Source organism: Streptomyces sp. 1114.5 (genome assembly GCF_003635085.1).
Taxonomy (GTDB): Bacteria; Actinomycetota; Actinomycetes; order Streptomycetales; family Streptomycetaceae; genus Kitasatospora.
In genome coordinates this window covers 249,418-272,720 of sequence record NZ_RBXE01000002.1, presented here as the reverse complement: position 1 = coordinate 272,720, position 23,303 = coordinate 249,418, and the positions used below count along the sequence as shown (strand labels likewise).

At 71.2% G+C, this 23,303-nt stretch carries 19 protein-coding genes; 8 read left to right on the top strand and 11 right to left on the bottom strand.

The window, feature by feature from the left end:
- Nucleotides 1-367: 367 nt before the first annotated feature.
- Nucleotides 368-4,318 (top strand): beta-N-acetylglucosaminidase domain-containing protein, encoded by a 3,951-nt coding sequence (locus BX285_RS24630; RefSeq protein WP_259470769.1) that lies wholly within the window; start codon nt 368-370, stop codon nt 4,316-4,318.
- A gap of 162 nt (nt 4,319-4,480) precedes the next feature.
- On the opposite strand, the gene BX285_RS24625 is transcribed toward BX285_RS24630, so the two are convergent.
- On the bottom strand, nt 4,481-5,125 hold the full coding sequence (locus BX285_RS24625; protein ID WP_121178117.1) for an HNH endonuclease: 645 nt from the start codon (nt 5,123-5,125) through the stop codon (nt 4,481-4,483).
- A 502-nt stretch (nt 5,126-5,627) separates the two neighbouring features.
- Between BX285_RS24625 and BX285_RS24620 the strand changes: the two genes are divergently transcribed.
- Nucleotides 5,628-6,821 (top strand): mechanosensitive ion channel family protein, encoded by a 1,194-nt coding sequence (locus tag BX285_RS24620; protein WP_097235895.1) that lies wholly within the window; start codon nt 5,628-5,630, stop codon nt 6,819-6,821.
- A gap of 11 nt (nt 6,822-6,832) precedes the next feature.
- Here the strand turns inward: BX285_RS24620 and BX285_RS24615 are convergent, their stop codons facing one another.
- The 5 genes from BX285_RS24615 to BX285_RS24595 form a co-directional block, all read right to left on the bottom strand.
- On the bottom strand, nt 6,833-7,384 hold the full coding sequence (locus tag BX285_RS24615) for a tetratricopeptide repeat protein (RefSeq protein ID WP_121178114.1): 552 nt from the start codon (nt 7,382-7,384) through the stop codon (nt 6,833-6,835).
- Between the two features lie 165 nt (nt 7,385-7,549).
- Entirely contained in the window at nt 7,550-8,239 is a 690-nt protein-coding gene (locus BX285_RS24610; RefSeq protein ID WP_183107213.1) for a pentapeptide repeat-containing protein, read from the bottom strand.
- A 177-nt stretch (nt 8,240-8,416) separates the two neighbouring features.
- The gene (locus BX285_RS24605) at nt 8,417-8,908 is read right to left on the bottom strand and encodes an AAA family ATPase (RefSeq protein WP_121178994.1); all 492 of its coding nucleotides are present in this window, start codon (nt 8,906-8,908) and stop codon (nt 8,417-8,419) included.
- Entirely contained in the window at nt 8,905-10,275 is a 1,371-nt protein-coding gene (locus BX285_RS24600) for a hypothetical protein (RefSeq protein ID WP_121178109.1), read from the bottom strand. Before BX285_RS24600 ends, BX285_RS24605 begins: the two co-directional genes overlap by 4 nt.
- A gap of 10 nt (nt 10,276-10,285) precedes the next feature.
- On the bottom strand, nt 10,286-11,032 hold the full coding sequence (locus tag BX285_RS24595; protein WP_097235900.1) for a hypothetical protein: 747 nt from the start codon (nt 11,030-11,032) through the stop codon (nt 10,286-10,288).
- Between the two features lie 27 nt (nt 11,033-11,059).
- Here BX285_RS24595 and BX285_RS24590 point away from each other — a divergent pair, with 27 nt between their 5' ends.
- Complete coding sequence (locus BX285_RS24590) at nt 11,060-11,938, top strand: glycosyltransferase family 2 protein (protein ID WP_097235901.1); 879 nt, start codon at nt 11,060-11,062, stop codon at nt 11,936-11,938.
- 17 nt (nt 11,939-11,955) lie between these two features.
- Here BX285_RS24590 and BX285_RS24585 read toward each other — a convergent pair whose 3' ends face one another.
- The 3 genes from BX285_RS24585 to BX285_RS24575 are packed head-to-tail and all read right to left on the bottom strand — an operon-like array spanning nt 11,956 to nt 15,217.
- On the bottom strand, nt 11,956-13,056 hold the full coding sequence (locus BX285_RS24585; protein WP_257032372.1) for a DegT/DnrJ/EryC1/StrS aminotransferase family protein: 1,101 nt from the start codon (nt 13,054-13,056) through the stop codon (nt 11,956-11,958).
- A 35-nt stretch (nt 13,057-13,091) separates the two neighbouring features.
- Complete coding sequence (locus BX285_RS24580; protein WP_097235903.1) at nt 13,092-14,147, bottom strand: NAD(P)-dependent oxidoreductase; 1,056 nt, start codon at nt 14,145-14,147, stop codon at nt 13,092-13,094.
- Between the two features lie 17 nt (nt 14,148-14,164).
- Nucleotides 14,165-15,217: an NAD(P)-dependent oxidoreductase gene (locus BX285_RS24575; RefSeq protein WP_097235904.1), complete on the bottom strand. Its 1,053-nt coding sequence runs from the start codon at nt 15,215-15,217 to the stop codon at nt 14,165-14,167.
- Between the two features lie 121 nt (nt 15,218-15,338).
- Here BX285_RS24575 and BX285_RS24570 point away from each other — a divergent pair, with 121 nt between their 5' ends.
- Entirely contained in the window at nt 15,339-16,694 is a 1,356-nt protein-coding gene (locus tag BX285_RS24570) for a transcriptional regulator (RefSeq protein WP_097235905.1), read from the top strand.
- A 470-nt stretch (nt 16,695-17,164) separates the two neighbouring features.
- On the opposite strand, the gene BX285_RS24565 is transcribed toward BX285_RS24570, so the two are convergent.
- Nucleotides 17,165-17,386, bottom strand: a complete 222-nt coding sequence (locus BX285_RS24565; protein WP_097235906.1) for a DUF397 domain-containing protein — start codon at nt 17,384-17,386, stop codon at nt 17,165-17,167.
- Nucleotides 17,383-18,210: a helix-turn-helix transcriptional regulator gene (locus tag BX285_RS24560; RefSeq protein WP_179852730.1), complete on the bottom strand. Its 828-nt coding sequence runs from the start codon at nt 18,208-18,210 to the stop codon at nt 17,383-17,385. Before BX285_RS24560 ends, BX285_RS24565 begins: the two co-directional genes overlap by 4 nt.
- Before the next feature lie 418 nt (nt 18,211-18,628).
- Between BX285_RS24560 and BX285_RS24555 the strand changes: the two genes are divergently transcribed.
- The 4 genes from BX285_RS24555 (at nt 18,629) to BX285_RS24535 (ending at nt 23,289) form a co-directional block, all read left to right on the top strand.
- Nucleotides 18,629-18,982, top strand: a complete 354-nt coding sequence (locus BX285_RS24555) for a hypothetical protein (RefSeq protein ID WP_257032373.1) — start codon at nt 18,629-18,631, stop codon at nt 18,980-18,982.
- A 591-nt stretch (nt 18,983-19,573) separates the two neighbouring features.
- Complete coding sequence (locus BX285_RS24545; protein ID WP_121178104.1) at nt 19,574-20,764, top strand: ROK family transcriptional regulator; 1,191 nt, start codon at nt 19,574-19,576, stop codon at nt 20,762-20,764.
- 128 nt (nt 20,765-20,892) lie between these two features.
- Nucleotides 20,893-22,248 (top strand): ABC transporter substrate-binding protein, encoded by a 1,356-nt coding sequence (locus BX285_RS24540; protein ID WP_121178101.1) that lies wholly within the window; start codon nt 20,893-20,895, stop codon nt 22,246-22,248.
- A 27-nt stretch (nt 22,249-22,275) separates the two neighbouring features.
- Nucleotides 22,276-23,289, top strand: coding sequence for a carbohydrate ABC transporter permease (locus tag BX285_RS24535; RefSeq protein WP_121178098.1), 1,014 nt, complete (start codon nt 22,276-22,278; stop codon nt 23,287-23,289).
- Nucleotides 23,290-23,303: the final 14 nt, after the last annotated feature.

Below are 23,303 nucleotides of genomic sequence, written 5' to 3'. Positions count from 1 at the left end.
CTCCGCCCCGCTCGCCGAACCCGGACCCTCTGGCAGTACCGGCCCGTCCCGGCTTTGTCAGGGCTGCTCCCACCCTCCCCGGCGTCACCCGGATGCGGCCGCCTCAGCTCCACCGCCCTGCTGCGACAGGATCAGCGGTAAAGGTCTCTCACCTCCACTCGAACCACCGCATTCCTGACCTCGATGTCCTGAGGGGACGCCAGGGCCCGCATCGCCGAATGGTGGTGCGGGCCCGCTGGGTTGTGGGGTGAGGGCGGTAAGGGGAGGAATCGGGGCAAGGGAGGCATAGCCGTCGGCGGCGTTGACACCGGGTCGGGGAGCTGGTGGGGTGGCGGCGATGTGGTTCTGGCCTGGCGAGGAGGCTCCTGTGCAAGCCCGAGTGTCCGTTGTGGCCGGGCGGCGGCTGCGGTCGCAGTTGGAGCAGAGTGCGGCGTTGCGGGAGGTGCTGCAGCACCCGGCGGCGCTGGCCGCGCGGCGGGCCACGGCGCGGACGTGCCGTCAGTTGGCGCCGCGGGCGGCGGACCGGTTGATCGCGGACCTCAAGGGCACGGAGCCGCTGCTGGCGTCGGTGCGGGCGGAGCGGGCCGAGCGGGCGGCGGGGCGGCCGGGGCTGCGGGCGATGCAGATCGCGGCCGGGGTCGCGGCCGCGGCGGTGGTCGGCGGGTTGCTGGCCGGGCCGCTGCCGACGGCGTACGCGGCGGAGCCGGGGTCGGACGTGGTGAGCACCGCGCCGCAGACGCCGCTGGGCAGCGTGACCGATCCTCAGGTGTTCCCGCGCCCGCAGGAGCAGACGGTGGCCGGCCGGGCCGTCACCGTGCCGGCGGCCGTGACGCTGGTGGCGGCGCCCAAGGCGGACCCCGGGGCGGTGCTGGCCGTCCGCGAGGTGCTGAAGGTCGCCGGGACGACCGAGGTGACGCCGAAGCCGGACGGCGGGACGCCGGCCGCCGGCTCGCTGGTGGTGTACGTCGGCGGGCCCGCCGAGGGTGCCGACGGCGAGGTGGACCGGGTGTTGCGGCAGCTGGCCGCCGCGGCCGGCACCAAGGACGGCACCGGGCCGTCCACGGCGGGCATGCCGGTCGGCGGCTACGTGCTGTCGGCCGGTCAGCTGCCCGCCCAGGGCGGTGGGACGTACGGCGCCGTGGTGCTGTCCGGCGTGGACGCCACCGGCACCTTCTACGCCGCGCAGAGCCTGCGCCAGCTGCTTGCCGCCGTCCCCGCCGGGCAGGGGCAGGCGCCGGGGGCGGCCGGGCTCGGTCTGCCCGGGATCACGCTGCGGGACTGGCCGACCGGCGCGCCGGTGCGCGGCACCGCGGAGGCGTTCTACGGCACCCCCTGGACCGCCCAGCAGCGGCTGGAGCAGGTCGACTTCCTCGGCCGCTCCAAGCAGAACTTCTACTTGTACGCCCCCGGTGACGACCCGTTCCGGCTCTCCGGCTGGCGCACCCCCTACCCGGCCGCCCAGGCCGGCGAGCTGCGCGAACTGGGCGACCGGGCCCGGCGCAACCACGTCACGCTCGGCTACGCGATCGACCCGGGGCAGTCGCTCTGCTTCAGCTCCGCCAAGGACGTGGACGCGCTGGTCGCCAAGCTGGACGGGCTGCGCCAACTCGGCTTCACCGCCTTCCAGTTGCAGTTCCTGGACGTCAGCTACGACGAGTGGCACTGCGACGACGACCGCGACGAGTACGGCACCGGCCCCGCCGCGGCCGCCAAGGCGCAGGCCGAGCTGGTCAAGAAGGTGCAGGACCGGCTGATCGCGAAGAACCCGGGCCTGGCCCCGCTGTCCGTCGTCCCCACCGAGTACCACCAGCAGGGCGCCACGCCGTACCGCAAGGCGCTGGCCGCCGCGCTGCCGGACGGCGTGCAGGTGGCCTGGAGCGGGGTCGGGGTGATCCCGGAGAAGATCACCGCCGCGCAGACCGCCGACACCGCCGGCCTGTACGGGCACCCGCTGGTCACCATGGACAACTACCCGGTCAACGACGCCAGCCCGGACCGGCTCTTCCTCGGCGCCTACACCGGGCGCGAACCGGGCGTCGCCACCCGCTCGGCCGTCATGCTGACCGGTGCGATGCAGCAGCCGGTCGCCTCCCGGATAGCCATCGCCACGGCCGGCGACTTCGCCTGGAACCCGACCGCGTACAAGCCGGACGAGTCCTGGCAGGCCGCCGTCCGCTCGCTGGCCGGGCCCACCGGCGCCGCCGCCACGCCCGCCGGCAGCACCCTGCCCGCCGTCACCGCGCTGGCCGGCAACAGCACCTCCTCGCCGCTGTCCAAGCAGGAGTCCGGCTACCTGACACCGCTGCTCGACCGCTTCTGGGCCGCCGCCGAACCCACCTCCGGCGTGGCCCCCGACCTGGGCCGGCTGATCGAGGCCGCCACCCCGCTGCGGCAGGCCTTCGCCTCGATGGCCACCGCCCAGCAGACCCTGGCCGGCACCCCCGCCACCGCCCAGCTCGCCGGCGAGGCCGCGCCCTGGCTGGGCCCGCTGCGCGACTACGGGCTCGCCGGGCAGGCCGCCCTGGACATGCTGCTGGCCCAGCACGGCGGCGACGGCACCGCGGCCTGGAAGGCCCGGGTCGAGCTCAACCGGTTGCGCGAACAGCTCGACCGGGCACCGGCCAGCATCGGCCCCGGCGTGCTCGGCCCGTTCCTGGAACGCGCTGTCCGCGCCGCCGACAACTGGGCCGGCGTGGGCGGCGGCGGGGTCGCCCCGACCACCACCATGGGCACCGCGCACGACCACCTGCCCGCCCTGATGGCTGACGGCCTGGCCGACACGTTCTACTGGAGCTCCGCGCCCCCGCAGCCCGGCGACGCGGTCGGCCTGGACCTCGGCGCGGGCCGCCCGGTCGGCAACGTCACCGTGCTGATGGGCGGCTGGGGCGACGGCCCGGACGCCCAGACCGCCGTGGACGACTACATCCGCGACGGCGTGCTGGAGTACTCCACCGGCGAGGGCGGCTGGAAGCAGCTCGCCGTCGTCAGGAACCAGAAGACGATCAGCGCCCAGCTCCCGCCCGGCACCGTGGTCCGGGCCGTACGGCTGCGCGCCACCGCCGCGCAGAAGACCGCCGTCGCGGTGCGCGAGTTCACCGTCACCGCCCCGGACGAGGCCCCGGCGAGCGTCAGCGGCGGGCCCGACGCGCTGCCCGGCTCCTCCGCCGCGGCCGTCCTGGACGGCAACCCCGACACCGCGTACCGGGCCGCCAAGGCGCCGACCGCGCAGGACGCACCGCTCACCGTCGAACTCGGCGCCGCCCGTCCACTGGACCGGCTCACCGTGCTGACCGATCCCGGCGTGCGCGCCACCGCCACCCTCGCGGTGCGGCGGGCCGACGGCACCTGGGCGGACATCGGCACCATCCAGCCCGGCTACAACGAGCTGCCCGCCGGCGGGCAGGTGGCCGACGCGTTCCGGCTGACCTGGAAGCCCGGCGGCGACCCGCCCGTGGTCAACCAGGTCATCCCCTGGTACGCGGACGCCCCGGCGGCCCGGCTCAGCCTCTCCGACCCGGCCCTGGACGTGGTCACCGGCGCGGCCGCGCCCGTCCAGACCCGGGCCACCGTGGAGGCCGGCCGCCCCGAGGGCACCACCGGCGAGCTGCGCGCCGACGTGCCGGCCACCGCCAAGGGCCTGACCGTGGCGCCCGCCGGCCCGGTGACCGTGCCGCGCGGCGGCCGGGTCGGCGTGCCGCTGCTGGTCAGCGCCGCCCCCGGGACACCGTCCGGGACGTACCAGGTGCCGGTGCAGTTCGTGGCCGGGACCACCACCGTCAAGCAGGTGCTCCAGGTGCACGTGGTGCCGCCGACCGGCGGGGCCGACCTGGCGCTCGGCGCCAAGGCCACCTCTTCGGGCGACGAGACGGCGAACTTCCCGGCCTCGGCGGTCACCGACGGCGACCCGAAGACCCGCTGGTCCTCGCCGGCCAAGGACGACGCCTGGGTCCGGCTGGAGCTGCCGCAGGCGACCCGGCTGGGCGCGGCGGTGCTGCACTGGCAGGCCGCGTACGCCGCCTCGTACCGGATCCAGGTCTCGGCGGACGGGAACTCCTGGACCGACGCGGCGACGGTGGACAACGGCAAGGGCGGCGACGAGGCGGTGCGGTTCGACGCGCCCGGCGTCCGGTTCGTCCGGGTCCAGGGCGTGGCGCGGGCGACCAAGTACGGCTACTCGCTGTGGGGCGTCGAGCTCTACGCGGTGACCCCGCCGGCCCAGCCCCAGCCCCCGGCCGGGCAGCCGCCCGCCCAGCCGGGCGGCGCTCCGGGCGCCACGGCGGCGCCCACGGCTCCCCCGGCGACGGCGCCGAAGCAGTAGCGGCACGGGCACCCGGCCGGACACTCCACCCGGCGGGACATCCGGCGGCGAGCCGGGCCCCGAAAAACGGCGGCGGGCCGCCGGCCCCCGGTGCGGGGGGCGCGGCGGCCCATGAGGCGCGTACCGACGGTGTGAGACGGGCGGGCCCTTGTGTCGCTCGGGTCAGGCGGAGAGCGGTTCGGGCTGCTCGCCGCGGCGGACGGGGGTGGAGTGGGCGCCGTGCGCCCGGCCGATCGGGACCGAGTGGTTGGCCTCGGTATGGTCGTGGTGCTCGTACTCGCCCCACTGCGGCGCCCGCAGCTGGTCGGCACCGCCGTACGGCTCCAGGTAGGGGCGCCAGCGCGGGTCCTTGATGCCGGTGCCGATGATCCGCCAGGCGAGGCCGCTGGGCGGGGCGGGTGGGCGCTTCATCCGCCACCCGAGTTCGGTGAGGTGGCGGTCGGCCTTGGTGTGGTTGCAGCGGCGGCAGGCTGCCACCACGTTGTCCCACCGGTGCTGGCCGCCCCGGCTGCGCGGGATGACGTGGTCGACGCTGGTGGCGGCGGCCCCGCAGTAGACGCAGCGGCCGTGGTCGCGGGCGAACAGCGCCCGGCGGGTGAGCGGGACGGGCCCGCAGAACGGGACCCGGACGAAGCGGGTCAGACGGACGACGGACGGCGCCGGAAGGGCGCTGGTGGCGCTGTGCAGAGTGACTTCCGAGTCCTCCAGGCTGACCGCCTTGTGATTGAGGACCAGGATGAGTGCGCGGCGCATCGATACGACGCCGAGTGGCTCGTAGGACGCGTTGAGGACCAGGACATGCGGCACGGATGCCTCCTTGGACGCCTGCGGCGCGTGGCTCGCGCCGGGACGAGCGGTTGGATCGCACAACGAGTGCGCGATCTCCCCCAGTGTCGCCTTACGCCGTTGTACGGCGCCACCACTCCTGTGTAACGGACCTGCCGTGAACTCCGGGTGTGCTCTCCGTCATAGCCGGTATGCCCGGGGGACGGTCGGGTTGCACCCGGGCGCCCCGGCGGGCGGGGGGCGGGGCGGCGCGGTGGCCCTCCCGGGGGACCGATCGGCCGGTCGGAGCAGTGTTCGGGCCCTGGTGGGGCGGGTCCGGGCCGGGACTCCGGGGGAGCGCACCGGTGCGTTGACGGGGCGTCCGGGGCTGTGTGTACGCCCTGTGGAGGCTTCTCGCTCGGTCACGGCCGTCACCCCGGCGTGTCCGGTCGGGTGTTCGGCGCCGGATAGGCTAAGGCGCACGGTCCGTGGGCCGCTTGCGGCGGCGCGGGCCCGACACGCTCCCTGCAAGGAAGGTCCGCCCGTGTTCCGCTCCGGCGCCACCGGTCTGTCCGATGCGTCCTCGACGCCCTCCGTCCCGACGACGCCGAGCCCCAGCCCCTCCGCGCCGCAGCTGCCGGACCTGCGCATCCCGACCAGCGCGCAGGAGGTCTCGGACACCACCAAGCAGGCCGCCAGCTGGTTCGACACGCACTGGCAGGGCTGGCTGGCCTCCGGCCTGCGGATCGTCCTCATCGTGGTGCTGGCGCTCGTGCTGCGGGCCATGGTGCGCAAGCTGATCACCCAGCTGATAGGGCGGATGGCGCGCACCCCGGACCACCAGGAGGAGAGCCGGCTGGGCGGGCTGCTGGCCAACACCGGGGTGGTGAACCCGGAGCGGCGTCAGCAGCGCTCGGAGGCGATCGGCTCGGTGCTGCGCAGCGTGGCCTCCTTCACGATCCTCGGCACGGCGGCGCTGATGGTGCTCTCCGCGATGGGGGTGAACCTGGCGCCGCTGCTGGCGAGTGCCGGTGTGGCCGGTGTGGCGATCGGTTTCGGCGCACGCAACCTGGTCACGGACTTCCTCTCCGGGGTCTTCATGATCATGGAGGACCAGTACGGCGTCGGCGACGAGATCGACACCGGGGTGGCCAACGGCACGGTCCTGGAGGTCGGCCTGCGAGTGACCAAGCTGCGCGGGGCGAACGGCGAGATCTGGTACATCCGCAACGGTGAGGTCAAGCGGATCGCCAACATGAGCCAGGGCTGGTCGACGGCCTCGGTGGACATCCAGATCGGGTCCAAGGAGGACCTGCTGCGGGCCGAGGAGCTGATCCTGCAGAGCGCGGAGCAGCTGGCCAAGGAGGCGCCGTACGACGAGCTGGTCTGGGCGCCGGTGTCGATCCTGGGCGTGGAGTCGGTCGCGGCGGACTCGGTGACGGTGCGCGTCGAGGCCCGCACCGCCCCCGGCAAGGCGCCGGCCGTCTCCCGGGCGCTGCGGCAGCGGGTAAAGGTGGCCTTCGACCAGGCCGGGATCAAGGTCAAGGAGGAGACCCCGACGGCGGCGGCTGCGGCGGCCGCAGCAGCGGCCTCGGCGGCGGCAGCCGGGTCGGCGGCCGCGCCGGCGGCGGCTCCCGCGACCGAGCAGGCGGCGCCCTCCGCCCTCGCCGACCCGAACTCGGCCCGCTTCAAGGCGACGGAGCCGATCCCGCTGCCGAGGCCGGAGCCGACGCCGTAGCGGAGGCGGCCCTACCGGGGACCGGCCCGATCAGCAGCTCCAACCCGGGCGAGTGCGGCCTGCGTGGACTCGACCAGCCCGGCCTCCTCCTTGGCGATCCACAGCCGCAGCGCCTCTTGGAGATGGGCCTGGGCGTCCTCGAGGTCGCCGCGCTCCATGAGGTGCTTTCCGGTGTGCTGAAGCGCGAAGTCGACCAGTTCCGGGTGCTGGTTTCGCGCGGTGTTCAGGGCACTGCGGTAGAGCGCGGCCGCAGTCCGCACGTCACCGGCGTAGCGGTGCGCGTCGCCGAGGTTGAGCCCGGTGGCGACGACGGCCCGGGTGTTGCCGATCGCTGCGGCGAGGTCGAGCGACTGCCGGAGTGTTGCACGGGCCTCCTCGTGGTTGCCCAGGCACATCTGGCCGATGCCGATCCACCTGGTCAGGACCCGAGCGCGCGCGGGGTCGCTCCCCTCGGGCAAGGCCCGCAGTTCCTCGTGGAGTTGGCCGACCGCGGTGGTCAGCTCGTTCCGGTCGGTGGGGACCATCCGCAGGCTGTCGTCGTGAGTGATGAGGTGGTCAAGCACGTGACCCTCCGTCGTTCGATGCCGATCAAACGAGCGTCGGCAGCACTCCGCGAGGCCAGTGGCGGCGCCGGGCCGTCCGGGAGCTTCACCTCGCACCGCTCGATGAGGGCGGCGGGGTCGGTGTGGGCGATGGCGAGGTTCAAGCCGGGCTCCTCCCGGTTCGGGTCACCGGCGCTCGTCGAGCGTGTCGCCGAAGGTCACGTCCAGTTCCGCGATCAGGGCCTCGGCAAGCTCGGCCTGCTGGGCCCGGTCGATGATCACCCTGGCGAGGTTGGCGACGCCCCGCAGCGAGGTCAGGTCGTTGCCGCGCAGGTCCAGGCCCTGGTACTTGCCTCGGCCGAACTCGGCCAGCCGCAGCGCGCAGGCGTCGAGGACCGTGCCGCCGAGGTCGCAGCCGGTGAACGAAGCCTCGGTCAGCACGCACTTGGAGAAAGCAACCGGCCCGGTGGCCCGGACCTGCTCGAAGCCGGCGTAGTCGAGCTTGCAGTTCTCGAAGAGCACGTTGTCCAGGGTCAGGCCGGTGAGGTTGGCTCCCATGATCTTGCAGTTGCGGAAGACGGCGCGGGACAGTTTGCTGTCACTGATGCGGGCGGTGGCGAGGTCACAGGTGTCGAACTCGACGGAGTCCAGGCGGACCTTGTCGAACTGGACGCGTTCGGCCCGCAGCCCGCTGACGCGGCCGGTGATGAGGCTGGTGTCGGTCAGGTCCAGGTCCCGCAGCTCGGTGTCGCCGTACTGGAAGTCCTGGACGATGCCCCGGGCGGAGTCCAGGGAAGTGACGTTGGACAGGTACAGGCCGGGCTCGTCCAGGCGGGGCAGGGTGACGGTGACACGGCCGAAGGTTTTGCTGTCCACGGGGTTGGGCTCCGCTCTGTCGGGCCGGGCCCGCACCCGCGCGGTGCGGGCCGGGCGAGGTTGGACGGGCTGCTTGCTCTTCTTGGAGCAGCTGTCCCAGGTCGGCCGGTTGTCGAAAGTAACGATGACCGGCCTGGGCTCCCCGGCAGAAGCCGGAGAACTCGCAGGCGGCGACGGCTACGTGGAGGTGAGCACCGTGTCGAGGAGCAACCGCGCCGTGACGTCCAAGGTGTTCTCCGGACCGATGACGACTTCACCGACATCGACAAGTACGTCGTGCGGTATGTACCACTCGCGCATCTCCTCCGGTCCGAACTCCTGCGCCTTCTTCCGGGTCGAGTGCCTGGCCAGGGTCTCCTCCCACGGGATGTCGAGGTAGAAGAAGCTGCTGCGGCCCGGGTGATCGCGGTGCAGCCCGTGGAGCATGTCGCCGTACCGGTCGGCCGCGAGGACGCCTTCCAGGAGCACGTGGTATCCCCGGCCGAGGGCGATCCTCGCCATGGCGTCGATCATTTCGATATTTACTCCGCCTCGGATGTCGGGCTCCCCGAGGACGTTGATCCGGACGCTGTCCTGCGAGATGATCGCCAGCCCGTCGCCGAACAGGGATCGAACGCGCCAGGCCGTGCTGGTCTTCCCGGAAGCCGAGTTGCCGCGTAGAACGATCAAGCTGGGGCCGCTTGCAGTGGAACCAGGGACCGGCTGATCCACCGTTCCTCCTCCGTTCTGTCGCGTAGCGAAGCAACCAGCCAAGGCACGAGCCGAGGGACCGGGACGGCGGCGACCTGCTCGACCGGGTGGAGAAGCCCCCGGGCACAGGACTCGGCCGTCCAGACCGTGAAGCGGGCATTGGGGTAGGCCGGGTTGATTCCGATCTCCCCCTTGGGGCTGACACCGTTGAACGGCGTCGAGATGCCCTCCTTGTTCCAGTAGGCCCACGCTTCCAGGGCCTTGGCCTGCTCGAAGCAGTGGTAGAGCTGTGGGTAGCGGTCGAGAAGCCGGATCTCCCGGAAGATCAGCTGGCCGAGGAGGTGCGGCGCCGTCTCGGCCAGCGTGCCCAGGTCGGCCGCCTCGTGGAACGTGAAATCCCGAATGTCCTGGCAAGGGGGGAGGGACGTGGCTGCGAAGAGGTAGGACAGGCGCCGGCGGACGTAGCCGGGGACCGAGGCGACCAGGCCGGGCTCGATGCGAGCGACGAGGTCGAGGAGCCGGGCGTGGTCCGGGTGGAACCGCCCGAGGTCGAAGAGCGTGCCCATGCCGTCCACTGCGGAGAGGGCGAGGTCCTTGTAGAGCCGGTTGTTCAGCTCCCCGCGGTCGATGTACTCGCGGGTGGCCCGGCTGGTGGAGTTGAGCATCAGGTACTCGGCGACGGTCTCGAAGTACAGGTATCCGAGGTAGGGGAAGACCGGGATCGCGGCGGCGAGCGCATCGATGAACGGTACGTCTGGTGTCGTGTTGCCGCCCGCGTTGCGCAGGAGGGTGTCGAGGAACGGCGCCGTGACGCGAACCCGGTCCACGACGGACCGCAGCACCCGGGTGTCCTCGGCAGCGGTGAGGACGTGGCGACACTGCTGGTAGGCCCGCAGGTGGATGCCGCCCAGACGCAGGTAGTCGAGCCCTTTCAACGGCGCCGGGCCGGTGGGGGTGACCTCGATGACCAGTGGTGTGCTGTTGCTCCGACTCACGAGCCTGCCTCGGCTCTCCAGCAGGTACGAGCCCAGATTGTGGGGCCGCAGCGCGCCGCCGGGTGCCGGGGTGAGCGGGGAGCCGTAGACGGCGCCGACCAGGCAGCCAGTGGAGGCGAGCAGGTGGCCGCTGGCTCGCACGGCTGCCAGGTCGCGGGTCAGGTGCAGGAGGTGAATCGGGGTGCCGGCGGAGAGCGAGCGGAGCATCGCATTGTCGCGCAACAGCCTTCCGCTGGGGGCCTGTTCGAGGCGCTGGTACCACTCGGCGTCGGTGTCGGCGAGCCCCGCCGGTGCCGGGCGGGCGGGCAGGGCGCCGTAGTCGGTGTGGGCGTAGTCCCATTCGGCGTGCAAGGGGTTCCTCCTACTCGGACAGCGTGACGCGGAGCGCGTGCTCCAGCGCCAAGGCGTCGGTGGCTCCGTCGAGGCGCGCCTGTTCGCTGTGGACCACCAGGTCGTGGGCGAGCAGGTGGAGCCAGGCGGGGACGGGCAGGCGAAACTGCTTGGGGTCGGGCCACCAGCGGGCGAGGGGCAGCCGGTAGCGGTCGAGGGCGTCGGCGCCTTTGAGGAGGTCCACCGCGTCCTGGTGCTGCCGGTAGGCGCTCGCCCGGTCGTCCGTGAAAGCGTGGTGGGCGACGTCGTGAAGGGCGACGGCCGTGATCGCCTCGGGCGTGGGACGGGTGCCGAGGGCGGAGGCCACGGTGGCGGTGTGCTCGGCGAGCCAGCGGGCGGCGCGCTGTCCGTGGCCCGGGTCGTCGCGGTCGTGGTGGCGTCGGCAGTCGTGGCAGGCCGCCGAGACGGCAAGGGCCTGTGTGCGGCCGGGGTCGATGCCGTGATCGTGGGCGAGGAACTGCACCAGGAGCGCGACCCGGGCACCGTGCCGGACGCCGTGGATGGAGTCGACCGCCTCCCTACGGGCGAACCAGGAGCCTTCGGGTACCAGCAGGAGCGGACGGTGTGGCATGGTGGCCCGGACACCCGGACCGGTGGGACGGTTACCGGCGATCCAGGCCAGCGTGGTCCGGTCCATGTACTGGTGGTCCGGGAGCCGGCCTGCTTTGGCCAGCGCGCGCAGCGGCGTCTTCCCGGGCTGCGGTGTCGGCGAGATCATGAACGATTCCTGATGAGGTCGGGTGCGATGGGCGTCACGCTGGGCGTGGTGGTGCTGACGATGGGGAACCGGCCTGCGGAGCTGATGGCGCTGCTGGACTCGGTACGGGCCCAGGAGGGCGGCGACAGCGGCGTTCGGACCGTCGTGCTCGGGCAGGGCGTGAAGCTGCCCGAGCTGCCGGACTGGGTGGACGCCGTGGAGCTGCCGGAGAACCTCGGCATCCCCGGGGGCCGCAACGCCGGCGTCGAGCGGCTGCGCGAGCTGGGCGGCACGGACGTGCTGGTCGTCCTGGACGACGACGGCCTGCTGCCTCGCACCGACACCTTCCGGCTGATCCGTGAAGCCTTCGAGCAGGGCCCGCGGCTGGGGATCGTGTCCTTCCGGATCGCGGACGAGACCGGGTTCACCCAGCGCCGCCACGTGCCCCGCCTCGGCGCCAGCGATCCGATGCAGTCCGGACCGGTCACCACGTTCCTGGGCGGCGGTCACGCCATCCGCATGAGCGTGATCGACCAGGTCGGCGACTTCCCCGCCCCGTTCTTCTACGCGCACGAGGAGACCGACTTCGCCTGGCGCGCGCTGGACGCGGGCTGGCACATCGACTACCGCGCCGACATGGTGCTGCAGCATCCCCGCACCGACCCGGCCCGGCACGCCGCCTACTACCGGATGACGGCGCGGAACCGGGTCTGGCTGGCCAAGCGCCACCTTCCTGCGGCCCTCGTGCCTGTCTACCTCACCTCCTGGGCGCTGTACGCGCTGGTCCGCCGACCGCCGCTGTCCGGTCTCAGGGCGTGGTGGTCCGGCTTCTTCGAGGGAGTCCGCACCGCATGTCCTCCGCGTCGTCCGATGCGGTGGAGCACGGTATGGCGGATGGCGAAGCTGGGCCGGCCGCCGGTGTTCTGACGTCCGGCCCGGCGCAGTCAGGTCCAAACGGCGTGGATGGCGTCGATGACGCGCTGCACGTCCGTGCTGGTCATGGCCGGGTAGCAGGGCAGGGACAGCTGCCGGGCGGCAATCTGCTCGGTCACGGACAGGTGGCAGTCCGGGGAGCGGTGGGCGGCGAGGCGGTGGACCGGCTGGAAGTGCACGCTGGTGCCGATCCCGTGCTCGTCCAGGAGGGTGCCGGCCACCGTGTCCCGGGTCCGGCCGCCGGCCGGGTCGATCAGGACGGGGTAGAGGAACCAGCCGTGCCGGACGCCGTCCAGAACGGTCGGCAGCCGCAGCCCTGGAAGGCCTGCCAAGGACCGGTCGTAGGAGGCGGCGATCTGGGCCCGGCGCGCGGTGAAGTCGGCGAGCTTCCGAAACTGCTGGAGGCCGACCGCGGCGGTGATATCCGGCATCGTGTACTTCAGGCCCGGCACGGTGACCTCGTAGTCGGCGGTGCGGCGCTTACCGTGCCGCTGCCACACGGAGGAGTCGATGCCATGCCGACCGAGCAGGCGGGCGGCTTGGACGATGTCGCTGCGGCCGACGATCATCCCGCCCTCGCCGCAGGTGATGACCTTGTTGGCGTAGAAGGAGAACACCGCCAGGTCGCCGACGCTGCCCGCCCGCACGCCGTCGCGCCAGGCGTACAGGGCGTGGGCGGCGTCCTCGATCAGCAGCAGACCGTGGTCGTCGGCGAGCTTGCGGAAGGCCAGGAGGTCGCAGGGCTGGCCGCTGTAGTGCATGACCACGATGGCCTTTGTCCCGGAGGTGATCGCCTTCTCGGCCGCTTCCGGGTCGAGGTTGTAGGTGACGGGATCGATCTCCGTGAACACCGGGGTGCCGCCGCACTGGACGATGGCGTTCGGGGCCGCGCAGAAGGTCAGGCTCGGCGTGATCACCTCGTCGCCCGCCTTGATCCCGGCCGCCAGCAGGGCGAGGTGGAGGGCGGCGGTGCACGAGGAGACGGCGAACGCCTCCTCCACCCCGAGGGCGTCCTTCACCGCCGCCTCGAACCGGGTCGCCTTCGGGCCGGCTGTGAGCCAGCCCGAGCGCAGGGTGTCCAGCACCTCGGCTTCCTCCTCCTGCCCGAGCAAGGGACGGTTCCACGGCAGGAATGTTGCAGCCGTCGTCATGACTGCCCCCACGCGGCGGTGTACTCGGACCGGTACCGCTGGCACGCGGGTGTGCGAAGGGTCCGCACCTCGCCCGCGGTGAAGGCGTCCGCCAGGCCCCGATGGTTGTCGTACTGGGGCTCGTTCGGGTCGGTGATCTTGCGGCTGGCGAGGAGGTCGGCGATCTCCCGCACGCCGTCCTTGAGGGGGGTGGAGCAAGCCCCGGGGATGTGGCGCGCCAGGCGGGCGAAGCTGACCTGGTAGTCGCGGGCATCGGTCTCGTCCCGCTCCGGACCGCGCTGGATCTTCGATCCGGGCACGATGGCGGCCACGGTCTCGGCGATGTCGGCGATGGTGTGGTTCTCCTCGTCGCTGCCAACGTTCCACGCCCCGATCAGGTCGCCCTCCAGGACCGCGGCGAGCACCTGGGCGACGTCGCGGACGTGGACGAGCGGGCGGCGCTGGGCGCCACCGTTGAGCGGGATGCGCCCGGTGGCGACGGCGCGCGACGCCATGGAGTTGACCACGGAGTCCAGACGCTGGCGGGGCGAGGAGCCGTGGACGGTCGCCAGCCGAAGGCTCGTCAACCTGGCGACACCGTCGAGGACTTCAGGAAGGCGCCGTTCGGCGAGAACCTTGGTCCGGGCGTAGATCCCCAGCGGGTTGGGCTCGGTGTCCTCGTCCACGGTGCCCCCGCGCTCGCCGTAGACACTGCAGGAGGAGAAGAACACGTACTGGCCGACACCGGCGCCAGCAGCGACCTCGGCGGCGAGCATCGGGGCAGCGTAGTTGAGTTCGACGGCCAGTTCCTCATCCAGCCGGCAGGCCGGTTCACCGACAATCCCACCCAGGTGCACGATGACGTCCGCGCTGTCGCAGGCCCTGGCCAGCAGGTCGGAGTCGCGCAGGTCGCCGTGGACGAACGTGGCGGCGTTGGGCAGGAGCAGGCCGGGGTCGTCCCCGCGGTTGTAGATCAGGCCATCCACGACGGTGACGTGGTGGCCGAGGGAGACAAGGTGGTGGGAGGCGACGGAGCCGATGTATCCGGCTCCGCCGAGCAGCACGACGCGCATGGAAGTGGTCCCTTCGTTCAGGCGGCCAGAGCGGCGGCGGTCGGGGCGGTGAACCAGTCAGGGATGGCGTTTGGCGTGGTCCTGAGCCAGTTCACGTAGCGATCGATGCCCTCGGCGAGGGCGATCGTGGGACGCCAGCCGAGCAGGTCGGTGGCCCGGCGGGTGTCGGCACAGCCGCCGCGCGGGTCACCCTCGGGCATCGGCGTGTCGACGAACGCAGCGCAGGGGTAGTGGGTGGCGATCAGCTCGGCGATCCGCCGGACCGAGGTGGGGATCCCGGTGCCGATGTTGATGGTCTGTCCGGCGGCCTGGTCGGTGACGAGGGCGAGGAGGGTGGCGTGCGCGATGTCCTCGACGTGGACCATGTCGCGCACCTGGTGGCCGCCGCCGTTGAGCCGCATCGGCCGACCCGTGTGGGCGGACAGGGCCAGCCACGGCACCATCCAGGAGTGCGAGTGGGGCTTGGGAATCTGCGGGTCACCGTAGACCGAGAAGTACCGGACGATCGAGTACTCCGTGCCGCTGCCGCCGAGCATCAGGCGCACCTGGTGCTCGCCCCACAACTTAGTGTTGGCGTAAACCGAGATTGGGGTCAGCGGTTGGTCCTCGGCGAACCGAGCTGCACCGTCCTGCATGGGGATGCCGTCGCCGTACACGGAGGCGGAGGACACGAACACCAGCCGCTTCACCGACGAGGCCGTCACCGCGTCCAGGATGGTCTGAGTGCCGTGCAGATTGGCGGCGAACGCGGTGTCGGGCCGGCGCGTGCAGGCAGCGACGTCGGCGTACGCGGCGGCGTGGATCACGTAGTCCGCGCGGCCCGCGAGCCACGTCACGGTGGCCCGCTCGCGCACGTCGCCGAGAACGACCTGGACGCTGTGCTGGTCCACCTGGAACAGGTCGCGAACGGGATTCGGGTAGGCGTCGAACCGGTCCAGGACGATCGGCTTGGCCCCCAACGCGGCAAGCTGGGCGACGATGCGGCTGCCCACCAGGCCACCGCCACCGGTGACCAGCACGCCGGCGCCGGTCAGCTCGCGCAGGCGCGGGTCGAAGAACACGCCGGCCATGAGGGACCTCCTCTGAAGTGCGGGTATGTGCAGTCAGTGAACCGTCTGCCACGCTCAGGCGGTACGGCGATGGCCCGCTCATCCCGTTCAACCTGTTCAAGATCGGCGCTGGGAGCGTGAGTTGACTGGACGTAAGGGACCGAACCGGCAGCTGGCGGCCGTCATCGAGGAAGCCGGGTGTACGTACGAAGCCCTGGCCAAGGTGGTCCGCAACGTCGCGGCGGAGGCCGGGGAGACGCTGCACACCTCACGGTCGGCCGTGCTCTCCTGGGTGAGGGGTGGTACTCCGACAGGCAGAACGGCGACCTACCTTGCCGAGGCTTTGACGAGAATGGCGAAGCGGAAGGTGACGACCGCCGAGATCGGTCTAGGCTTCCCGGCCATCGGGGAGGCCATGGCCCCTGATCCTCTGGCAACCGCTGCCGACCTCGGGAGACTTGTCATGCTCCACCGTCGCGACTTCCTCGCTCTCGCCTTTTCCACCGCGACAGTCGGGCTCCCGCTCACCTACGACCACCAGACCGTCGCCGCCGCCCTGCGGACCGCACAGGGCGGCCGCAGGGCCGGAGCCGAGGAGGTGCACACCGTCCGGCAGCTCACTGAGATGTTCAGGACGGCCGACGAGAGGCTGGGCGGCGGCCACGGCCTGTCCACCGTGTCGTCCTACCTGGCGGACGCCGTCGTGCCGATGCTCCAGGCCACGTTCCCGTCCGAGGAGGTCCGGAGGAGCGCATACGGGGCGGCGGCCGAGCTGGCGACCCTGGTCGGATGGAAGTGCCACGACCTCGGCCGCGAGGGCGCCGCTCAGAGGTTCTACCTGCTCGGCTACCAACTCGCCTGCGAGTCCGACCCCGCAGGTCACGGGGCCTGGATGATGCGCGCCCTCACCCACCAGGCTCTCGACCTGAACCAGACCACGCACTGCGCCGAACTGGCCGAGGCTGCGCTGTCACGCGCCCAAGGGAAGGTCGACCAGAAGACAGAAGCGCTGCTGCTGGTGACAGCCGCCCGGGCCTACGGAGCGAGCGGCCAGAGCAAGAACGCCGCCGGGGCGCTCCTGGCCGCCGAGGACGCCATGCTCGCCGGCGACGACGGCGTTCCCTCCTACGCCGCCGCCTCCGGCCCGGTCGCGGCCACCGTGGCATCGCACACCGGCAAGACCCTGACCGAGATGAAGGAGCACCGGGCCGCCGAACGGCACTACCGTGCGGCGCTGGAGGGCCGCGTAGTGTCGACGTACCAGCGGGTTCGCGGCCTGACCCTTGCGAACCTCGCCAAGTCCGTGGCCGCCCAGCACCGTCACGAGGAGGCCGTGATCCTGTGGAACCAGTGCCTGGACCTCATGGACGGCGTGGCGTCCGACCGCAACAGGAAGGAGCTGAGGACGGTGCACTCGACCATGGCTGTCTACAGCAGGCGAGGAATCCCCGGTGCCCCCGAACTCGCCCAGCGAGCCGCCGAGCTTGCGTCCTTGTAGGACCAGATGGCACCAGGCCGTACGGTCGGGGCAGCCGAGCTGGAAGTCCTGGAGGATACCCCGGGTGGAGTCCCGGGAAGTGACGCTGGGCAGGTACAGGCCCGGCTCGTCCAGGCGAGGCAGGGTGACGGTGACACGGCCTAAGGTGATGCTGTCCGCGGTGTCGGACTCCGCCCTGTCGGGTGGGCTGGGCCCGCACCGACTGCTGCAGTCCCAGCGGCGGTTGGGCGTGTCACCTGCTCTTCTTGGACCCGTTGTCCTAGGGTCGGCCGCTTGTCGAAAGCCGGCACCGGTGGACGACCCGAACAAACCTGACGAAGTCGTAGAGGATACGCTCCCAGCCTGCTCGGGGCGTATGAAGCCAGCCACTGGACGTCCCTCTGGTAGATCAGCGAGAGGGCGGGGTAGAACAGCAAGCGCGGTCCGGCGCACTTCATCTGCGCCGGACCGCAGCCATTTTGGGCGTGCTGTCAGACGAGCCCGAAGTCGAACTCGCCGTAAGCCGCCGCTGCGATGAAGGTGGCGTGTGCCTCGGCGGTCAGGGCCAGGGCAGGCCCCTCGGGGTCCTTCGAGTCCCGAACGAACGACCCCTGGCCGGCCGGGAAGGCGAACTCGACGCAGTTGTCCTGTTCGTTGCTTCGGCTGGACTTCCTCCAGGTCACGTTCAGGGTGGATGCATTCGCGATGGTCATGGAAGTTCGTCCCTCTTCTGGGTGATGAATTCAAGGGAGTCGTCCACGTTCAGGGCCGCGGCCATGATCTCGTGGAAGCTGCCTCGGTAGATGTCCACCTCCGCTGGGTCCTCGACCCAGCTGCTGCGGACCATGCCTGGCGTCAGCACGATGTCGAGGGCGCGTTGTGGAAACTCAAGGAGCGTGAACGCGCCGTTGAATCCTCGGTTCGGCCGGGCGGTCGCCGGCATGACCTGGATGTGGACGTTCGGCAGGCGGCTCATCTTCACGAGCCGGCTGAGCTGTTCTCGCATCACGTCGTCGCCGACGTTTATGGCCAGGGCCGACTCGTGGATGACGGCGCACAGCTTCACTGGGTTCTCCATCCTGGTGAGCACCCGCTGTCGCGCGATCCGGACATCGACCATGGCGTCCACGCCCGTGGACACAGCGGAGAGTCTGGAGATGATCGCGGTCGCGTAATCGGGCGTCTGGAGAAGACCCGGGACGAAGGTCAGCTCGAATGCCTTGATCTCAACGGCCTGCGCTTCCATCGAGATCAGATCGGTGTAGAGCGGATTGATGGTGTCGCTGTAGCCCTTCCACCAACCGCGCTGGTCCTTCTGACGGGCGATCTCCAACAGGACTTCGCGCAGTCCCTCATCGCACTCGTAGAGGTCGAGCAGCGCCTCGACGATCTCCGGTTTGACTCCTGAACGAGCGTTCTCATAGCGGCTGAGCTTCGGCAGGTTGAGACCGGGGACCTTGCTGACAACCTGCTCGGCTGACAGCCCCTTCCTCTCGCGCAGACGTCGAAGGTCTGCGGCGATGCGACGCTGACGCACGGTCGGTACTCGCTCACTTGTAGCCATGACGGATGCCCTTCTGCGTATCAGTGGGTCAGTGTGCCCGTCCGACGAGCCTGCACGCCACCACACAAGTGGGTGCAACGCACCCGAAATCACATTCGAAGTGAATGTTTTCATTTCACCCGTCGTATGGGTTGCACTGAAACATAGTCAGGGGACATGCTGTGAGTGCAGGACTACGGAGGGTCAGCCAGCAGATCTCGCCCACTCGCGCCCCTTCTGACCCCCCGAGCCCCCATCACCACAAGGCAGGAGCGAGAACCCCATCCGCGGCACCCCTGCCCACCCAACCCGCTCAACCGAGTGTGGGCGGCGGGCGATGAGTCGTGGTGTCGGCGGCCAGTTGTTCTCAACTGGCCGCCGACATCACGGCGCTACATTCCTAAGGACATCCATGACTGCTGAGCACTCGCAAAACCCCCGCCCGGTCACGCCTCGACTGTCGGCCGACCCGACCTTCGACCAGGAGCTGTGCGGGCTCGTACTGGACACCGCGCCTCGGATGTTCGCCGTCGTCCAGGTGTGCGGCGAGGGCTTCGCGGACGCCGATGGGTGGGTCGTGGCCTGGGGGCTCGTCGATGATCCCGGGCCGACGCACGTGATCAGCGTCGACGGACGGGCGCGCATGACCCTGGCGTCCCCTGATCGAGTCTTGCGCCATTTCGCCGGGCGCCCGGGAATCACTTCGCGACTGGTCTGGCTCGCGCAACCGAGAGCTGCCGCGATGAACCAATCCGAAGCCGCCTGACTTTCGGCCGCCCGGTTCGCATTGATCGCTTGCTTTCCCTGGTTCGGGTGGCCCGGCCGTTGTCGGCCGGGCCACCCGCCCATCGCGGCGATTGTGGGTTAGGCCAGAGGGGAGCGCTCCCCAGCTCTGGCGCCGGCGGCCCCGGCCACTCTGGCCGGGGCCGCCGATTGCGCATTTCCGGCGGGGCAGGTGGGTGGGGTATCCGATATTGGCTGGGCTCGCGCCCCTTGGACGCGAGCCCAGCCGTTTTTCAAGTGTTCGTTTTTCCGCTGCTCAACCTCAATGAGCCCGCCGTGTTGGAGGTTCGTCGCGGAATGGGTGGGTGGGTGGGTGGGTGGGTGGGTGGGTGGGTGGGTGGGTGGGTGGGTGGGTGGGTGGGTGGGTGGGTGGGTGGGTGGGTGGGTGGGTGGGTGGGTGGGTGGGTGGGTGGGTGGGTGGGTGGGTGGCCTCTTGCTGCCCGTAACGCTTCGGCATCCTCGGCTGCGCCGACCATTGACACTCCGCTGACGCGGCCCGTACGGTCCTGTGCCAAGCAACTGGAAAGTTTCCTAACAGTTCACGTCGATCGGTCGGGAGGGGAGGATGCCGGGCATGACCAAGAGCACCGCCAAGGCCCCCCTCGCCGGTACGCCGAGCCTCCTGCGGGCCATCAACGACCGCGCCGCCCTGGAACTGCTGCTGGAGAACGGGCCGCTGTCCCGCACCCAGATCGGCACGCTGACCGGGCTGTCCAAGCCCACCGCCTCCCAGCTGCTGGCCCGGCTGGAGGCGGCCGGGCTGGTGCTGCCGGTCGGCACCACGGCGGGCGGGCCGGGGCCCAACGCGCAGCTGTACCAGGTGAATCCGGCCGCCGGGTACGTCGCCGGGCTGGACGTCACCAACAGCGGGATCCGGGTCGCGGTCGCCGACATCACCGGCGCCACGCTGGCCGAGCACACCGTGACCAGCAAGGGTGTCCCGGCCGCCGAGACCGTACCGAGAGTGGCGGCCGCAGTGGCCGAGGCGGTACGGGCCGCCGGGCTCGCCGAGGGCAGCCTGCGCACCGTCGCGATCGGCGTCGGCGGCGCTCCCGACCCGGTCACCGGCAAGCTGCGCTACGCCTCCCACCTGCCCGGCTGGCACTCCCCGCGGCTGGTCGAGGAGCTGACCGAGGCGATCGGTGCGCCGGTGTCGATCGAGAACGACGTCAACCTGGCCGCCGTCGCCGAGCAGGCCTCCGGTGCGGCGGCCGGCTTCGAGGACTTCGTCCTGCTCTGGGCCGAGGCGGGGGTCGGCGCCGCGATCGTGATCGCCGGACGGCTGCACCGCGGGTTCACCGGCGGCGCCGGGGAGGTCGGCTACATGCCGGTGCCGGACTCCCCCGTCGAATGGGACGCCCGGCGGCGCAAGTTCGGCGGGTTCCAGGCCCTCGTCGGCGCACCCGCCGTCCGGGCGCTGGCCCGCGAGCACGGGCTCGGCGCGCCCACCGCGCAGGAGTCGATCGCCAAGGCCCTGGCGACCCCGGGCGCCGGCGACGGCTTCCTCGCCGAGCTGGCCGGGCGGCTCGCCGTCGGCCTGGCCGTGATCGTCTCCGTCGTCGACCCCGAGCTGGTGGTCCTCTCCGGGGCGGTGCCGAGCGCGGGCGGGGAACGGCTGCGCGCGCTGGTCGAGGAGGAGCTGGCCCGGATCTCCATCGCCAGACCGGAGGTCCGCAGCAGCGCCCTGCCCGGCTCACCGGTCCTGCTCGGCGCCCTGCAGCGGGCCCTGTCCGACGCCCGCGAGGCGGTCTTCTCCACCCACTGACCCGCCCACTGACGCTCCCCGCACCTGCACCCACCTGCACCCACCCCTGCCCCCGCCCTCTCCCGACCCCCGAACGCGGGCCCCGAGGCAATGACGCCTGCCCGCGCACCCCCCAGGAGGACCTCGAAGTGCACGCCACCACCTCCCGCAGAGGCCGCCGCACGATCGTCGCCGTCGCCGGCAGCGCCGTCCTGGCCCTGCTCGCCACCGCCTGCACCGGGTCCAGCGACTCGGGCGGCACCGACGACTCGGCGAGCGGCAAGGACGTCACCATCACCTTCTGGCACGGCTGGAGCCAGGACAACGAGACCAAGGCGATCAACGACAACATCGCCGCCTTCGAGAAGTCCCACCCCAACATCCACGTCAAGGCCGTCGGCAACGTCCCGGACGACAAGGTCAACCAGGCGCTGCGGGCCGGCGGCGACGACGCGCCCGACGTGGTGTCCTCCTTCACCACCAACAACGTCGGCATGTTCTGTTCCACCAAGGCCTTCACCGACCTCAAGCCGATGCTGCAGAAGAGCGGCATCGACCCGGCCAAGACCTTCCCGGCCGCGATGCTCAACTACACGCAGTTCCAGGGCAACCAGTGCTCGCTGCCGCTGCTCGGCGACGCGTACGGCCTGTACTACAACAAGAAGGCCTTCGCCGACGCCGGCATCGCCCACCCGCCCAAGACCTTCAGCGAGTTCGCCGAGGACGCCGTCAAGCTGACCCAGGCCGACGGAGACTCGTACAAGCAGCTCGGCTTCATGCCGCTCTACCACGGCTACGAGTCCACCACCGAGCACTACCTCGGCCAGTACGGCGCCTCCTACTTCGGTGCCGACGGCAAGTCGACCATCGCCACCGACCCGAAGGTCGCCGCGATGCTCAAGTGGCAGAAGGGCCTGGTCGACCAGCTCGGCGGCTACGCCAAGCTGGACAGGTTCCGCTCGACCTTCGGCGAGGAGTTCAGCGCCAAGAACCCCTTCCACACCGGCCAGGTCGCGATGGCCATCGACGGCGAGTGGCGCACCGCCTCGCTCGCCGAGAACAAGCCCGGCTTCGAGTGGGCCACCGCCGCCTTCCCCGTCCCGGACGACCAGGCGGACACCTACGGCCGCGGCTACCAGACCGGCACCATCGTCGGCATCGCCAGCACCAGCCGGAAGCAGGCCGCCGCCTGGGAGTTCGTCAAGTACCTGACCACCGACACCGACGCGGTCGTCAGCTTCGCCAACGCGATCCACAACGTACCCAGCACCTTCGAGGCGCTCGACTCGCCGAAGCTCGTCGCCGACGACAACTTCAGGACGTTCCTGGACGTCGCCAAGAACCCGAACTCCGGCACCACCCCGCCGGCCGTCAACGGCGGCGGCTACATCGTCTCCCTGCAGAACCTGGGCTACGACTACGAGTCCGGCAAGCAGACCGACCTGCAGGCCGGGCTGACCGCCACGGCCAAGCAGATCGACACCGACATCGCCCAGGCCAAGTAAGCGCCGCGAACGGCCCACGGAGCTCCCATGTCACTCGCGTTCGGCACCCGCAAGGGAAGCACCTCCCGGGATGCCGGCCCGACCGGCCCGGCGGCGCCCGCCGCGCAGCATCTGCTGCGCCGCAAGCGCCGCCGGGAGGCGGTCCGCACCCTCGCCTTCCTCTCCCCCTGGCTGATCGGCTTCAGCCTCTTCTTCGTCTACCCGCTGGTCTCCACCGCCTACTTCTCCTTCACCCAGTACAACGGCTTCGGCTCGCCGACCTTCAACGGCCTGAAGAACTGGGACTACGTCGTCAACCAGCTGCCGACCTTCTGGCAGGGCCTGCGCAACACCCTGTGGCTGGTCGTCGTCATGGTGAGCCTGCGGGTCCTGTTCGGCCTCGGCGTCGGGATGCTCATCACCAAGGTCAAGACCGGCGCGGGCTTCTTCCGCACGCTCTTCTACCTGCCGTACCTGGCCCCGCCGGTGGCCGCGACCGTCGCCTTCGCCTTCCTGTTCAACCCCGGCACCGGCCCGGTCAACCACCTGCTCGGCGAGCTCGGCCTGCCGCAGCCCGGCTGGTTCGCCTCCCCGGACTGGTCCAAGCCCGCGCTCACCCTGCTCGCCATGTGGGGCGTCGGCGACCTGATGGTCATCTTCATGGCCTCGCTGCTGGACGTCCCCAAGGAGCAGTACGAGGCCGCCGAACTGGACGGCGCCGGGCCCTTCCAGCGGTTCCGGTACGTCACGCTGCCGAACATCTCGCCGATCATCATGTTCGCGGTGGTCACCGGCGTCATCCAGACCATGCAGTACTACACCCAGGCCATCGTCGCCGGGAAGGTCGCCAGCGGCATCGCGGGCAACTCCGGCCAGCAGTTCGAGCCCGGCTACCCCAACGGCTCCACCTGGACGCTGCCGCAGATGGTCTACAACCTCGGCTTCCAGCGCTTCAACTACGGCGCGGCCTGCGTCGTCGCCCTGGTGTTGTTCGCCATCTCGATGGCCGTCACCTCGATCCTGCTCCGCCGCCGCTCCGGCTTCCTGGCGAGCGACGACTAGCGGGCCAGTGAGGA

Coding starts and splice junctions, on each gene's coding strand:
- BX285_RS24595 (WP_097235900.1), bottom strand. CDS start 11,032: ATGATCTCGCCGACACCGCAGCCCGGGAAGACGCCGCTGCGCGCGCTG.
- BX285_RS24590 (WP_097235901.1), top strand. CDS start 11,060: ATGGGCGTCACGCTGGGCGTGGTGGTGCTGACGATGGGGAACCGGCCT.
- BX285_RS24580 (WP_097235903.1), bottom strand. CDS start 14,147: ATGCGCGTCGTGCTGCTCGGCGGAGCCGGATACATCGGCTCCGTCGCC.
- BX285_RS24575 (WP_097235904.1), bottom strand. CDS start 15,217: ATGGCCGGCGTGTTCTTCGACCCGCGCCTGCGCGAGCTGACCGGCGCC.
- BX285_RS24565 (WP_097235906.1), bottom strand. CDS start 17,386: ATGACCATCGCGAATGCATCCACCCTGAACGTGACCTGGAGGAAGTCC.
- BX285_RS24555 (WP_257032373.1), top strand. CDS start 18,629: ATGACTGCTGAGCACTCGCAAAACCCCCGCCCGGTCACGCCTCGACTG.
- BX285_RS24545 (WP_121178104.1), top strand. CDS start 19,574: ATGACCAAGAGCACCGCCAAGGCCCCCCTCGCCGGTACGCCGAGCCTC.
- BX285_RS24535 (WP_121178098.1), top strand. CDS start 22,276: ATGTCACTCGCGTTCGGCACCCGCAAGGGAAGCACCTCCCGGGATGCC.